Here is a 14,136-nt window from a genome sequence, read left to right on the forward strand (position 1 = left end):
AAATTCTTCTGAAGCCCAGACCGATTCATTTCTAACTACCAAATAAAAAGTATTCCATAGTCTAGTTTTTGTTTTGCTATATAAAGAAGCTTTTTGAACCGTACCTTTTCCCCTTATTGTTGATCCCGGATCCATCTTACAATTATACCTCCCCAATTTCTCTGGGGACCCTTCTTCTTTTTTACGTGTTCTAAAATGCTCCACTACTTCTTGTCCATTTTTGTCTCTTACTAATCTAAAAGACATCTTTGTGCCTAAGTAATCCTTCCGTGTATGCCTTACAGGAGGATTGAACCCCAACGTTACTGTAATTTGCTTATCACCAACTACATTATTAAAATCATTTGGAATAGGGATCTCATAAATATGAAAATTGTCCAAATCTAAATTATCTTCAGTATATAAAGTTACTATTTTATTATTTGATTCAAGAACCCTAGCAAGGTTAGAAACACCATATCCATATACCATATGTTGTTTTTCAACATCAAAGAGGCCTACTTCTGAAGCTTGTGTGGCCGAATGAACCAGCATTGCTCATACTAGGTTTCCAGATGCTGTAGGAAAATATTTTAAAATCATTCCAGCTTTGTTAGATACTAGAGGCGCAGCAAAACTTGTCCCTATATCTGTTGTAATTAACTCATTAGGAATGTCTTTTGATGTCATCACGCACGGTGTGGGACGAGGGAAAGCTGAAAAGAGAATGGAACTCGCAAGAGTTTTACACTTAGTAGGTTACCTATCGTCATTACGGGTCTAGAATTGATAGGGGGAAGAATAAGGATAGTTTCCTGGATCGTAGTGATAATGTCGCTTTTCAATTGAGAATGGTTTTAGGAGGTGAACGTCTTTGAGGTATCATTTATTCCGTTTTTAATTTCGAAAAATGGGACTTTATATGAGCTGAAAAATACATTAGATGCGAAGATTTTGTATTTTAAAGATGAGACGTCTTGGGAAATTGTTGCGACAAAAGATGAGATTCGCTACTTTGTATGTGCCCATAAAAAATTCAAACTTATTTTTAATAACAACACCATACACAAAGTCAGTACCCCTTCTAACCTTTGTGTATGGTGTTAAACCTTGAGTGAAGTTCATGTTGTTCCTCGTTTTCACAATAGCAAGAGGAAATAAGTAAACACTTGATACTTTAAACGTTCTAAAACTCACCAAAGTTGTAAAATTTTTGGTGGAATCGGTGGTGGGTTTGTAGGATGTTCGTATTTCCCAACAGATTTAAGACGATTGTAAATAAATATTCGCAACTCATAGGCTAATGTGAGAACTCAATATTGACATGTGTTGCTCGATTAAAAGATTCCTAAAACAAAACTATTAAAGAGTAGTGCATTTTGTGCGGTGGGCGAGTCTTTCAGTTTTAAAATTAGCTTTTTTCCCAATTATTTTAGCTGGTGCATAATATAATCAGCCGTACGAATAGCTAGCGCAATTGTCGAAAGTGTTGGGTTAGTTCCTAAAGACGGTAGAACACTATTATCTGCTACGTAAAGACCCGATATGCCGTGAATTTGACCGTACGGATTCGCTGCAGAAGTTAACGGATTATGACCGATACGACATGTGCCTGCTTCATGATTATCGTCTCCTGGTGGTCTTAGAGTAATGGCAGGTTGGCCTTCAACCCAATATAAAGTAGGTAATAATTTTTCCATACCATTGATCATTTGTTGAAGAACTGCTTGATCTTTATTACTATATCTAAAGTTTACATCAATCATCGGCACTCCAAATTTATCTTTTAAAGTGGGACTAAGTGAGACTCTGTTTTCATACTGTGGTTCTACACTTCCGTAACCGTTAATAACAGTTCCTAATTGATCTTCAAATAGGTTTGAGTCTATACCCATTTCAATTTGGTAAGGACGATCCCTCCGATTAGGAATCAAGACCCCTAATAAACCTAAATCGTCAGGTAGCTTCTTCTGATCAACGGCTCCAAGCGCAGAAACTGCAGAATGATCAAGTAAATAATGGCCAATCGCTGGTCCTGGTACCCCTGAATAAAGAAGCAATCGTGGAGTTTCAAGGGTACTCCCTGATACAATAATTGTCTTTGCTTTAATATAGTACGATTTTAAATCTGGTGACATCACTTTAACTCCAGTCGCTTTACCATTTTCAATATATAGTTGCACTGCACGAGCATTTATAGCGAGATCAAATGCTTTTTGATTCAATGCTTTTGCAAGAAATAAAATCGAACTAAAGTAAGCGTTAGAATGAATTTCACCATGTTGTGTTGGATTAAGGTCAATCGCCATCGGAAGAGGGATCGCATCGGTAAGCCCATTCTTTCTAAGCACGTCTAGTATGTTACTCATAATTAAACTAGAATTTGCAAAAACTTTGTTAACATTCATCACTTGTTCAGCGATATGATAATAATAATCCATTTCTTTTTTTGGAACAGGCCACTTTGATAAAAGATACGGTGGCATACGTGGCGTTACGGCTGCCCATTGGATCGTCCTTCCCCCAAGAGCAAATATTTGTTTTGCCCCTGAAAACTCTGGGAGCCAGTTTCCAGTAGGAGTTGTGATACGAGAAATATATTCTAAGGCACGGCCTGCAGAGAATAAAGCTAGATTAAATAAATTGGTTGGTACTAATAAATCCCCAGCTTCGATCATACCAACTTTTTTTCCGTTATTCCTCCATCGATCACAAAGCCTCCATAAGGCCGCCCCTCCTCCAGCGCCACTCCCAATAATAAGCACATCATAATCAGCTTGCTCCATGTCTTCTAGTGGAGTGATCGGTATCCAAGAATGAACTGGTACAGACGATTGCCCTGTTGGAGTAGGCGACGGCTGAGAAAGCTCGTAAAGTTTCTTCGCATTTTCTTTTGCTTGACCTTGTTTTTGGGCGTGTAAATCTTGACTTTCACCCCACTGTAGCCCTACTTCAGCAAATAACGAGTTTAAGGCATTTACAGCTTTTAGGAAGAAATTTAAATCCGCTTCACCTGGTCTACCTCGTGGCTCAATGGATACAAAGCCGGAATAGTTTTTCTCTTTTAACGTTTTTAAGAGTTTCCTAATCTCTCCATCCCCTTCACCAGGAGGTACGACTTCACCTGTATCCATCCTAGCATCCTTCATATGAATGTAAGAAAGATAAGGCTCCACTAAAGAATAAGCATCTGTCATTGGGAGAACACCGGATTGAACAAAGTTTGCAGGATCAAATAAATAACGTAAGTTCGGTGAATGAATCGCTTCTAGCAGATCACGAGCACGTTCTCCTGTATTTGCATACATAAAAGAATCATTCTCAAGCAGTAAAGTGACTCCTTCACGTTCAGCAATTTGCGTCAGAAATTGAAGTCTCCTGATCACTTCATCTCTATACTGTAATGGATCCTCCCCAACTGGAATGATAAATGAAAAAATGCGAATATAAGGCGTATCAAAAAATTTCGCTACTTGAATCGTTCGAAATAAATCCTCTATATGTGGTGCAAAAGGTTCTGTGATCCAGTTCCTCCCGACGCGTGAAGCAATTGCTGACACTTGAAAGCAATGAGCTTTCAACTGCTGCTTTAGTTTGGTCAATTCACCATCTTTAAGGTCGATAACGTTTTCTCCTTCGACCGTACGTAATTCTATCGTACCAATGCCAAGAGACTCAAGTACGTCTATTTGTGTTTCGATATCTGGTGAAACTTCATCTGCAAGAACGGAAATTGTAATCATCGATCATCGCCCCTGTCGTAAAATATAGTCGGCTGTACGAATGGCTAATGCAGCCGTTGATAATCCTAAGTTAGGTGCCCCGATCGAAGGAAAGACACTTTGATCTGCTACGAAAAGGCCAGTAATCCCATGAACTTGCCCAAACCTATTCACTACAGACGTCGCTGGATCATCACCCATCCGACAAGTTCCTGAGTCATGATTAAGATCGCCAGGAGGCATGAGACAGATAGACGATTGACCATCATTTCTCATTATGTTTATCCCTAAATAAGCTGAAATATGTTCAACAGCTTCTGCCATTTTACGAATGATTTGTTGATCCCTTTCACTAAAAGAAAATTCAACTTGTATTTCAGGTACACCATACTCATCCTTTCTAAAAGGATCTAGTGTGACCTTATTATCATAACGAGGCTCTACTTCACCAAAACAAAGAAAATCAACACCAGGTTCTTCCAAGTACGGCTTTTCCTGATAAGGTTGATTCCAAAAGAAACCACTAGGACCTCTCATCTGTATTTGATAAGGCCGATCTTTTATTGACGGAATGAGGATCCCAAGTGTCCCTAATAAGCCTGGGAACTGCTCACGTCTGATCGTTCCAGTTGCAGTTACATATGATTGATTCATTAAGTAATGACCAATTGCTCTTCCTTCAATGCCAGAGTGAAGGAGTAAACGAGGAGTTTCAAATGTACTGGCTGACAACACAACTGTTTTCGCTTGGATAAAATACGATTTCTTATTCGGAGACATGACGACGATTCCTTTTATTTCCCCTTGATCAACAACGACTTGAACCGCTCGAGCATTTATTGCCAAATCAAAAGGTCGATGATTTAAAGCTTGAGCAAAAAAAGAGATGGAACCAAAAAATACTTCATAGCCTTTCATACTATGTTTTTTTGATAAGGCCGATCTAATGTCTGCGGCAATCGGTATTTGGGTTGCCTCTACCAGTCCCCTGCGTTGTAGTTCATTTAAGAAAACTTTCGTCATGGAAGAATCTTCAGAAAACATCTGCGTGACATTCATGACTCTTTCAGCGATTAGATAATAGGCTTCCATCTCTTCAAAGCTAACAGGCCAATCTGCTATTTCGTAAGGATTTAACCTTGGACTAACGGCATTCCAAAACAAAGTTCTACCTCCGAATGCAAATACTTGCCTTGCCCCACGAAATTCTGGAAGCATTCTCCCTAAGGGATAGGAGACATTATCAAAGTATGCTTGCATCCGTGCACTATTCATCGTCGGGAGATTAGCCGCTTGTGTTGGGATGAGGAAATTTCCTTTTTCAATGACTCCAATTTTTTTTTCATTTATTCCCCACTGATTACATAACCTCCACGTAACTGACCCCCCTCCTATTCCAGAACCAACAATTAAAACATCATATTCAATCCTTTCCATCTCTTCTAGAGAAGTTAATGGAAGCCAAGGTATACTTATATATTCGGCATTGGATTGTTTTGCCTTATTGTTTGTACCTTGTGATATTCTCAACGTATCACATCCTTAACAGACTTTCTGAATTTTACTGAACCTAACTTATTCTTATTATTAAAATAAGCCGATATTCTTAAGAAATCTTACATTTAGACGGGATCGTTTAGTTTTGAGATTATGGTTAGACCCCAAAAAGCCCACTTTTTAAAAAACGACTCTCTAAAAACACAATATACATGGAGTCCGCTTTCAAACACTGTATATTGTATGTGAGGGTGGCTAAAAACCTTTTTGGGAGTGAACCAGATTATTAAATAGTTTATTACAAACACTGTTTCAAAGTGTGTAGAGCCCAAAATCAACACTCACCATTAGCAAGTCTAGAAATAAAAAAACCACAGACGTAAAGACTGTGGTAAAAAAATAACTATTCAGCATAAACACCTGATTAATTATCGTTACACGCTTTTACCGGTTGGCTTTATTTTATCATTCTTTATCATGGCAAGAATCGTTATAATTATTAGGGGCAGAACGAGGATGACGGTAATTAGTAATGGTAAATAAACAAATACCGCGTCAAAAAACTCCATCTCATTGGCGAACATCGTAAGCGTTAGAAGTAAAGTAATAAATAAAATGGGGAAGATAATTATCTGTTTATCCTTTAGCTTTAATAGCCTTGCAAGCGTCTCTTTTAGGATAAACAACATAATCGTTGTTTTCATAAACGAACCGACAACTAGAGCAATCCCAATAAACGACTCAATCCTCGTTATAATTTCCCTAATATTGATCAACCGTGCTAATTGAAAAAGAGAAAACTTCAATGTTCCTGTCAGTGGCCCTAGTGCCATAATCGTTGTAAGAATAGACATAATGAGCAGCCCTCCATAAACTAGAAGAACTAAAAACATATATTTTTTTAACGATTGATTTCTCTCCTTGCTTACAAACGGTAGTAAAAATGAAATAACTACGAGTTCACCATAAGGAAACCCTAAGATCATATATGTACCATGAATGACTGGTTTTAGTCCTTCTGGAAAAACAGGTAACAAATTTCCCACCTCATAAAATGGAAAAGCTAATATGACAACTGTGAATGTAAATAATAGTACATACGTTAATAGTAGAACGAACATCCGCGCCATCACTTCGATCCCTGCTTTTACTGCTACTCCAGCGACTAGTAAAATCAACCCATGAATAATATAATTTGGAGTTTCTCTCATTAGAGCTATGTTAAAAAATGCACCAATATCGATAACGATATATGAAAGGATTAAAAAAAATAATAAAATGATCGGTATTGAGATAATAACAGTCACCCATTTTCCTAACAGCATCATGCTAAAATCAAAAAGATTCCAATAGGGATTTTTCCGATATAAATAAAAGATACATGATAATAGAAGAAGTCCATATCCTGTAGCAATCACAATGGACAACCAAGCTCCATTATTCGCCGACTGTACTAAAGGCTGTGGGATGTTAATAATAGCAGATCCCACCATAAAAGCGAGAAATAACCAAGCCATTTGTCCACAACTTATCGATGTCTCTTTACTCATGTGTTCACCTCGCCATACTAATAAATGGTACTTACATTGGAACCTTAATCGTTTTAACAATTTGCTCAGCTGGATCAGAAATAAATATGGAACAAGTCATTCAGCGTTGGCCATCCTAAATCCAATACAAAAATAAGACTTAAATAAAGGATGGGAAGAATCATTATTCCATAAACAAGCCGATCTTTTCGGTTCGTTTGTTTTAATTTAGGAAAGTCATATAAGAAAATAATTAAGCTAAACAGCACTAGAAATAGTATATTTTCAACCAATGTTATTCCTCCATTACTTTTTCACCCGTAGGCATTCCAGTCCCAGTAATGTGAACTTCTACATCTATTGTAAATCGAGTGTCGGCGAAGATGTCATCCCACTCCTGTTCATACTGTTTCCATAAAGCAGGGGCTTGTTGATACAGTTGATTTCCAATTCCAAGTACATCGACTTTCTTTTCTTGTAGACGCTCTATTATTGCTTCTAGGTCTGCTTTCACCGTTTTTGTGATATGATCCTCAACTTTTTTCAGTTCTTCTTCCGTAGTAATTGTCGTGCATTTGATCTCACCGATTATCCCCTCTATCTTTACAACCTTTTCTACCGTGAATGGTTTTTCGATAAAATCAGAGGAAGTACTGGTAGTAACAGATAAGACTTCTAATGATTCCTTCCCTCTCGTTTCCTTCCGTTCCTCTAAACAAGAAAACTCAATGATTCCATCTTCAAATTGATCCGTTAATATTAAAACGTTTTGTACCTCTTCAGAAGATAACTTATCGACCATTTTCCCTTTACTTATCACAGCGACGCCATTACTAAATATTTGAGGTTTATCTTCTGTCATTTGAAGTCTCGAAACCATAGCCACTTTCACTTTTTTATTTAACTCCATAGTTACATCTAATAATAATGATTTGATGGTTTTAGCAGAGAATTCTTCTCCGCGCTCGACAATCGTCCGCAATTTCTGACTAACAGTTCGTTCAATGAAAGGTGGTACTTCTAAATAATCCGAAGCTTTTCCCTCGGTAATGACCGCAAGAGAAGTCAAACGTACTTCATGATCACGAGTAAAAAATTCAAGAATTTCTCCAATATTTTGTTCCTTTACAAATTGTTCCCCAATCAAGATGACTCGCATATGACTCCACTCAGCTTTTCGACCTAAATGCCGAGTGATATCACGAACTCCGGCAAAAACACTTTCAGATACTATCTTGATATTCGTGTATTGGGGGGTATCCCCGCCACTGCCCCCTCCTCCAATCGTCTCTTCCGGAGAGTAAACTTGCATATTCATTTCAGTCATACCATCTTCAGTTAAATCTAAACTAACACCCATAACAAATCCTAAATCTGGAAGTTCTTTACTATTCCAACAGCCAGTTAAACATAAAACTAACATGACAATCGATAAAATATTCATAGTCAGCAACTTCATAATCTACCGTTCTTTCTTCAACGATTTCGTTTGCATCTCTTGGTACCGCTGGGATTTCCACAATGTTTTTATTGGTGCCCTCATGAGCACATCAAGTAATTGCTTCGGGCGAAATGGAGTTAGCGGACTAAAATATGGTTGTCCCAATGACCTTAAATTTGTAATGTGGGTCATGATAAGGATAAAACCAATCATAATCCCAAATCCACCTAAGAAAGCAGCTAAAACCATCAACGGAAATTGTAGGAGCCTAATAGTAATCGAGATATTATAGTGAGGCATCGAAAAGGACCCAATTCCTGTTAAAGCGACTAAAATAACAATCGCTGGAGATGCGATGTTCGCATTGATTGCCGCTTCACCGATAATGAGTGCTCCAACGATACTTACTGCTGCACCAATAGACTTTGGTAATCGGATACCAGCTTCGCGTAATAATTCAAAAAAGATAATCATAATCAAGGCTTCAAGAAAAGCTGGAAAAGGTAATCCTTCACGGGTATCTAAAATCGTCATTAACAAATTAGTTGGAATAAGCTCAGGGTGAAAAGTCGTTAACGCAATGAAAATACTCGGTAAAGATAACGCCATTAAAAAAGCTCCGATTCTTAACAAGCGAATAAATGAAGAGAACACGACACGATGATAATAATCTTCACTGGCATGAAAAAATTCAGTAAATAGCCCTGGACAAATTAAAATCATTCCTGTCCCTTCAACTAATACAATAATTTTCCCTTCCAATAAGCTTGAAACCGCTACATCAGGACGTTCCGTCGATCGGTATTGTGGAAAAGCGGAATATGTTGAGTCTTCAATCAACTCTTCAATATACCCTGTTTCCAAAATGTCTCCTTCTTTTGCTCTTTGTATTCTTTTTTTAAATTCAGATAGCGTTTCTTGATCGACTCTTCCTTCAAGATAACCGAAAGCAATTTCTGTTCTTGTTTCTCCACCTCCGTACAATTTTTCAATTTTAAAATTAGGATTGGCGAGACGATACCGTAACAATCCGATATTACGCTTAAGTTGTTCAACAGTACCTTCACGTGGCCCTTTGACGACCGATTCCATTGTAGGTTCAGCAACATCTCGTACGTTAAGTTGACCAGCTTGAGAGTAAGACAATGCTTTTTCCCAACTATCGAAAAAGATCAAGATATGCCCTTGTAATATATTGTTCACTGCTTCATCAAAGTGATCGATCACAACTGCATTTTGTGCAGATATTCCATGGCAACTAAAAAAGCGAATGACATCTTTTGGTTGCACTAACGTGGCTGGACCAATTTCATGTGGGACTAAATCCTGCATCGTTTCTTTCATATAATTCACACTTTTTTCTTGTACCAATGTATCAAAATACACCGACATAGCAGAATGTGTGAGCTCCGGTCCATATTGCCAATGAAAAATTTTAAGATCTTCACAATTTGAAAATAATTTATCTATGCTATTTTTGCTTTCAGCTAAATTGGGTGAAATGGGAGCAAATTCATTCGGCAACATATTACCAGCCTCATTTTTTCCTTGTTTGTCATATTATTTATCAAAATAGAATTAATATACAGGAGAACTCGAAAAAGATGCTGGAAGTACAATTGGATACTTGAATTTGATAATCAAAGGTTTGTTCGATAACATCGATCATGAGTTTCTGATGAGAGCAGTAGAGAAGCATACAGACATAGACTGGGAAAAGATATGTAGCTAAACTTAAAGATACAAAGGAATTTGTTTGTTAGGTTTATTACTCTTAAGAGGTACAATTCAATTCATTATCGGGCAGAAATTGACTATATTGTGTTATCGGAATATCAGAGAAAAGGAATTTCTTTTGATATGGTTAACCTTTTTTTAAAACATCTATCTCTAGACTGGAAGTTAAAAAGAGTAACCGCGTATGTTGATTTAGATAATCACGCATCTTGTAAGTTATTAGAGAAATCGAATTTTAAAAACGAAGGTATTCTTCGGTCTTGGGTACGAGAGGGTAATTTATTTTAAGACGTACATTCATACAGTTACATATTATCCAGTTTAAAATAGCTTTTTACTAAATGGTGCAATAGCACATGAAGCTGTCGCTGCTCTTGTTCCACAAAAGGGTAATTAATTAAATAGGGAAATAAAATAGAGACTAATTTCAAGATTTAGTTTCTTTTTGTCTTTCTTACTTCCGCATAAATTGTACTCCGCGGAACACTGGTCAACTTCGCGATATCATTTACACTCATTCCGTTAGTCTCTCGTTGCTTATATAACTCCAAAGCTCTCTCAACATTCTTTTTGGACCGGCTGGGTCTACCCATATGTTTGCCTTGTAGCTTAGTTCGTTCTACAATTAAGTCCCTTTCAAACTGTGCAAATGACTCTAGTATATTAAAGAGTAGTGTCTGAATACTATTCGAATCGGCACCAGCCATAAACTCCATATTATCTCTAATGAACTGAACACTAATCTCTTTCGCATTTAATTTTTGGACCAAGTTGTTCAAGTCAATAATGGAACACGTGCGATCCGGTCAATTTTTGTAACAACTAACGTGTCACCTGCATCCATAAATTCAATCGCTTCCAAAAACTTTTCTCGATGAGCTGTACTTGTTCCAGTAATTTTTTCAACAAAGACTTTTTTACACCCAAATTCTTTCAGCATTTCCTTTTGTGTTGCTGAATTTTGTCCGACAGTTGAAACTCTCGCGTAACCTAATTTTCATAACTACCTCCCACCTTGTCTTAAACGACCACCTGCTAAAGCAGGTGGATTTAGACATAAATTGTCTGCGACTTAAAGTCGCCCTTAAGACTGAAGTCTTCTAAATGATCTTATGCTTAAGCACCCTAAATTGGACTGAACTCACATTAGGTCCTAATTAAATTATTTATTTTGTAATTTAATTGGTTCTTTTTTACAATTAAGAATATCTCATCCAACATAAATATTAGTTTTGCTAAACCCAGGTGTAAAAGATCAAGGTCAAAATAAAAATAAAAGGCAAGGCTAAAAGCTTATACCGTCTAAAGACGGTGGAGTTTGACCACGCTTCTTTAACTTAAAGTTTATAAACTTCTGTACACTTAATTACAGACTAACTAGTCTCAAGGTAAAGTCGATTAACTATTTTAATGAGTTTCCAAAAGTTTAATAGTGGAAGGGAAATATTTTTAGTATTTACATTTGTATAAATTAGCCCACAACACATGATAAAATATATGTATCAAGTTTAAATTCTTGTAGGAGGAAAATTATGATAAAGTGGGATAACGTAAGTGGAACTAATTTTGAACTTTTCATGTTCTATGCACTAGGACGCAGCAACTTCAAAAAAAGAGAGTGGCATGGTGAACACGGAAGTGATAAAGGAAGAGATGTAGTTGCATATACATATGAAGACCTCCCGTTTAAATTGGGTTACGAACGGAAATGGGTGTTCCAATGTAAGAAACGAAAAAATGCCATCAATTACTGAAATCACTAATGACATAATAAAAGGTGCAAATCACAAACCTGATTTCTGGATATTGGCGTTGTCTTTCAATCCAACGTCGAATCAGATGGATACCATATATGAAAGTTCCCGCATGTATCTTGGAGGCTCCAAATGCCGTATAATGGGATTAGCAGAAGTAGAAGAAATTTGTATTGAACATCCAGATTTAACTGATATTTTGTATTACGGTGAATTTAAGGAAGGTGTTGATTTAAATGACAATGATTGATATTCAATTCAATTCCAAGTCTGAAACAGTGGAACTAGTATATCCCAATGGCGAGATCGAAATTCTAGCTAGCGATTTTCCATCTGAACCAAAAAAATCATCGGATAACAAAAAAGCTGTTTACATTTCGCCTAGCGAATGGGAAACAAGAGGAAACTTGTATTTAGTAGACCTTCAAAAAGGAGACAAAGGAGTACTAGTTGCTTCTGAAGAAGAGTACGTTCCCAAAAATGTAATTTGGAAAGACGATAGTCGTATCCTTGTTATAATTGGATATGGTTATGGAACGTTAGCTGTTGGGGGCAATATATTCATTGTTAACATAGAAACAAAAGAAAAAACACGAATCACTAATTATGAAGACAAAATTCAAATTACCGACTTCTATATAGAAGATGGCGTTTTATATTATGAAGGAATTAGATACAAAGACGATAATTATATTGAATCGGAAGTGTATTCAAACAACATATCTTTAGACTCCTTATTGAGCTATTGAGATTCTCAATATTAGTTGATTGAAAAGATGAGCTTATATGCTTGTCTTTTTTGTTTATAAAGGTATGACTTTTTAAACAGCGATAAAGAAGTTAACTTCCATCCTGAGAAGAGGGATATTAGAGAGTTATTTGTTGAAGCAGGTTTGAAAATAGTGGATTAAAAAATTGACTGAATAGTCTGAAGGGTGTGATTAATTATGGCTCAACCAGCATTAAAAGAAGAAAAGGATATTACTAAAAGTCAGAAATCAAAGAAAAAATTTCAGTTACCGAATGTCCTTGTTATGATGCTCCTTATCATGTTATTTGCTTGTGCATTAACATATTTAATTCCTGCTGGAGAATTTGAAACGGATGAAAGTGGTGTTGCATTACCTGGGACATACTATTCCATAGACCAAACTCCTGTGAACCCTATTGATGCACTAAATTTAGTGCTAGTGGGCGGAATACAATCTAGTACAATCGTCGTCATTCTATTATTTATGGGTAGATTTTTTGGTGCAATTTTCATGCTGAATTCCATTCCGAATGTAATTAATTATCTCGTATATCGATTTAAAAAGGCTGGTGCAAATGCTTTAGTACTTGGATTGTTCTCGTTAATGGGATTGATAGGATTTTTTATTGGTGGAGATATGATGATTGTTTTCGTTACACTTGGGGTTATATTAACAAAGCAATTAAAATTAGATCCTATAACAGCATTAGCGGTTACATTTCTACCATTATTTCTAGGTTTCTCCGTAGGACCTTCTGGTATGGCATTGATTGGGCAGATGATATCGACCGATATTCCGCTCTTTTCAGGATATGGGATGCGGACAATTATTTTCTTAATATTTATTGTTATAACAGCAATTTATGTGATGTGGTACGTAAAAAGAGTTGCGAAAGACTCTTCCAAAAGTTTTATGAATAATGATGAGTGGCTAAAAGAATTAGATGAAGATACTGCGGAATCCAATAAAACTGTTAAAAAAATAACATGGCAAGATGTTGCAGTACTATTGATTATGATTGCTGCACCAATGGTTTTGGCTTTCGGAAACACTGTTCTTAATTGGGCTGACACATTGGGAAATGGGACATTTGTTACGCTTTTCTTTATAGCATTTGTTTTATGTTACCTACTTAAAAGGAAAACAATGAATGAGATGGTTGAATCCTTTACTAGCAACTACCGTAAGTGTGATTTTAACTCAGGGTAATATTTTAAACACCCTCGTTAACGTTTCAACTGGTCAGTTAGCCGATTTACCAGTCGGTATATCAGCAATATTTATTTTCCTATTAAATGCAATATTTAATTTCTTGTTCCTTCTGGTTCAGGATTGATGGGGATCATGATTCCAATTTTACAACCTGTGGCAGATGTGTTGGGAATGACAAACCAAGTACTTATTACAACTATTGGATTTGGTGGAGGTTTAGGTAATCTCATTACACCTACACTAGGGGTTACGATTGGATCCATTGCATTAGCTAAAGCTAATTTTGGATCATGGATTAAATTTATGATGCCATTATTCTTGATTTGGGTTGTAATTGCTTCTGTTATCCTATACTATATTGCTTCCATTGGATGGGTAGGGTATTAAGATTACCGATATAAATCTGATTTTAGATTCTATTTGGAATCATGCATCATAGTGTAAACCCTTTTAGTCCAAACTTTTACAGAAATCCACACCTCGAAAGTAACCTTACCTTCAAGGTGCGAAATT

The 14,136-nt window shown here is 36.6% G+C and carries 15 protein-coding genes and 1 pseudogene; 6 read left to right on the plus strand and 10 right to left on the minus strand.

Features of this window, described 5'->3' with window-relative positions; all coding sequences use genetic code 11:
* From ACHABW_RS24260 to ACHABW_RS24295, 8 genes are all read right to left on the minus strand, one after another.
* Positions 1-534 (minus strand): hypothetical protein (locus tag ACHABW_RS24260; RefSeq protein WP_435759401.1); only part of this gene is annotated, 534 nt, incomplete at its 3' end.
* A 3-nt stretch (positions 535-537) separates the two neighbouring features.
* Positions 538-669, minus strand: a complete 132-nt coding sequence (locus tag ACHABW_RS24265) for a S8 family serine peptidase (RefSeq protein WP_435759402.1) — start codon at positions 667-669, stop codon at positions 538-540.
* A 737-nt stretch (positions 670-1,406) separates the two neighbouring features.
* Complete coding sequence (locus ACHABW_RS24270; protein WP_435759404.1) at positions 1,407-3,722, minus strand: TIM barrel protein; 2,316 nt, start codon at positions 3,720-3,722, stop codon at positions 1,407-1,409.
* Positions 3,723-3,725: 3 nt separating this feature from the next.
* Positions 3,726-5,231, minus strand: coding sequence for a GMC oxidoreductase (locus ACHABW_RS24275; protein WP_435759406.1), 1,506 nt, complete (start codon positions 5,229-5,231; stop codon positions 3,726-3,728).
* Between the two features lie 401 nt (positions 5,232-5,632).
* Positions 5,633-6,748, minus strand: a complete 1,116-nt coding sequence (locus ACHABW_RS24280) for a GerAB/ArcD/ProY family transporter (protein ID WP_435759408.1) — start codon at positions 6,746-6,748, stop codon at positions 5,633-5,635.
* A gap of 74 nt (positions 6,749-6,822) precedes the next feature.
* A complete protein-coding gene (locus tag ACHABW_RS24285) occupies positions 6,823-7,020 on the minus strand; it encodes a hypothetical protein (protein ID WP_435759410.1) in 198 nt (65 codons plus the stop codon).
* A gap of 2 nt (positions 7,021-7,022) precedes the next feature.
* On the minus strand, positions 7,023-8,171 hold the full coding sequence (locus tag ACHABW_RS24290) for a Ger(x)C family spore germination protein (protein WP_435759412.1): 1,149 nt from the start codon (positions 8,169-8,171) through the stop codon (positions 7,023-7,025).
* 18 nt (positions 8,172-8,189) lie between these two features.
* A complete protein-coding gene (locus ACHABW_RS24295) occupies positions 8,190-9,695 on the minus strand; it encodes a spore germination protein (RefSeq protein WP_435759414.1) in 1,506 nt (501 codons plus the stop codon).
* Positions 9,696-9,920: 225 nt separating this feature from the next.
* Here ACHABW_RS24295 and ACHABW_RS24300 point away from each other — a divergent pair, with 225 nt between their 5' ends.
* Complete coding sequence (locus ACHABW_RS24300; RefSeq protein ID WP_435759416.1) at positions 9,921-10,193, plus strand: GNAT family N-acetyltransferase; 273 nt, start codon at positions 9,921-9,923, stop codon at positions 10,191-10,193.
* Positions 10,194-10,339: 146 nt separating this feature from the next.
* Here the strand turns inward: ACHABW_RS24300 and ACHABW_RS24305 are convergent, their stop codons facing one another.
* Together ACHABW_RS24305 and ACHABW_RS24310 are read right to left on the minus strand one after the other, a co-directional pair.
* On the minus strand, positions 10,340-10,675 hold the full coding sequence (locus ACHABW_RS24305; RefSeq protein WP_435759418.1) for a recombinase family protein: 336 nt from the start codon (positions 10,673-10,675) through the stop codon (positions 10,340-10,342).
* A gap of 5 nt (positions 10,676-10,680) precedes the next feature.
* Positions 10,681-10,845, minus strand: a complete 165-nt coding sequence (locus ACHABW_RS24310) for a recombinase family protein (RefSeq protein WP_435759420.1) — start codon at positions 10,843-10,845, stop codon at positions 10,681-10,683.
* 592 nt (positions 10,846-11,437) lie between these two features.
* Here ACHABW_RS24310 and ACHABW_RS24315 point away from each other — a divergent pair.
* The 5 genes and pseudogenes from ACHABW_RS24315 to ACHABW_RS24335 form a co-directional block, all read left to right on the plus strand.
* On the plus strand, positions 11,438-11,659 hold the full coding sequence (locus ACHABW_RS24315) for a restriction endonuclease (protein ID WP_435759422.1): 222 nt from the start codon (positions 11,438-11,440) through the stop codon (positions 11,657-11,659).
* Positions 11,643-11,909, plus strand: a complete 267-nt coding sequence (locus tag ACHABW_RS24320) for a hypothetical protein (protein ID WP_435759424.1) — start codon at positions 11,643-11,645, stop codon at positions 11,907-11,909. The genes ACHABW_RS24315 and ACHABW_RS24320 overlap by 17 nt, the downstream gene beginning before the upstream one ends.
* A complete protein-coding gene (locus ACHABW_RS24325; RefSeq protein ID WP_435759426.1) occupies positions 11,896-12,408 on the plus strand; it encodes a DUF4652 domain-containing protein in 513 nt (170 codons plus the stop codon). The genes ACHABW_RS24320 and ACHABW_RS24325 overlap by 14 nt, the downstream gene beginning before the upstream one ends.
* Before the next feature lie 198 nt (positions 12,409-12,606).
* Positions 12,607-13,620 carry a hypothetical protein gene (locus ACHABW_RS24330; protein WP_435759428.1) on the plus strand — a complete coding sequence of 338 codons (1,014 nt, stop codon included), beginning with the start codon at positions 12,607-12,609 and terminating at the stop codon, positions 13,618-13,620.
* 111 nt (positions 13,621-13,731) lie between these two features.
* Positions 13,732-14,010, plus strand: a pseudogene (locus tag ACHABW_RS24335) (Na+/H+ antiporter NhaC family protein); the annotation flags it as partial.
* Positions 14,011-14,136: the final 126 nt, after the last annotated feature.

The sequence above is a fragment of the Salipaludibacillus sp. CF4.18 genome (assembly GCF_051262595.1).
Lineage (GTDB): Bacteria > Bacillota > Bacilli > Bacillales > Salisediminibacteriaceae > Salipaludibacillus > Salipaludibacillus neizhouensis.

Coding starts and splice junctions, on each gene's coding strand:
- ACHABW_RS24330 (WP_435759428.1), top strand. CDS start 12,607: ATGGCTCAACCAGCATTAAAAGAAGAAAAGGATATTACTAAAAGTCAG.
- ACHABW_RS24295 (WP_435759414.1), bottom strand. CDS start 9,695: ATGTTGCCGAATGAATTTGCTCCCATTTCACCCAATTTAGCTGAAAGC.
- ACHABW_RS24265 (WP_435759402.1), bottom strand. CDS start 669: ATGACATCAAAAGACATTCCTAATGAGTTAATTACAACAGATATAGGG.
- ACHABW_RS24310 (WP_435759420.1), bottom strand. CDS start 10,845: ATGCTGAAAGAATTTGGGTGTAAAAAAGTCTTTGTTGAAAAAATTACT.
- ACHABW_RS24325 (WP_435759426.1), top strand. CDS start 11,896: ATGACAATGATTGATATTCAATTCAATTCCAAGTCTGAAACAGTGGAA.
- ACHABW_RS24320 (WP_435759424.1), top strand. CDS start 11,643: ATGCCATCAATTACTGAAATCACTAATGACATAATAAAAGGTGCAAAT.
- ACHABW_RS24270 (WP_435759404.1), bottom strand. CDS start 3,722: ATGATTACAATTTCCGTTCTTGCAGATGAAGTTTCACCAGATATCGAA.
- ACHABW_RS24290 (WP_435759412.1), bottom strand. CDS start 8,171: ATGAATATTTTATCGATTGTCATGTTAGTTTTATGTTTAACTGGCTGT.
- ACHABW_RS24280 (WP_435759408.1), bottom strand. CDS start 6,748: ATGAGTAAAGAGACATCGATAAGTTGTGGACAAATGGCTTGGTTATTT.
- ACHABW_RS24315 (WP_435759422.1), top strand. CDS start 11,438: ATGATAAAGTGGGATAACGTAAGTGGAACTAATTTTGAACTTTTCATG.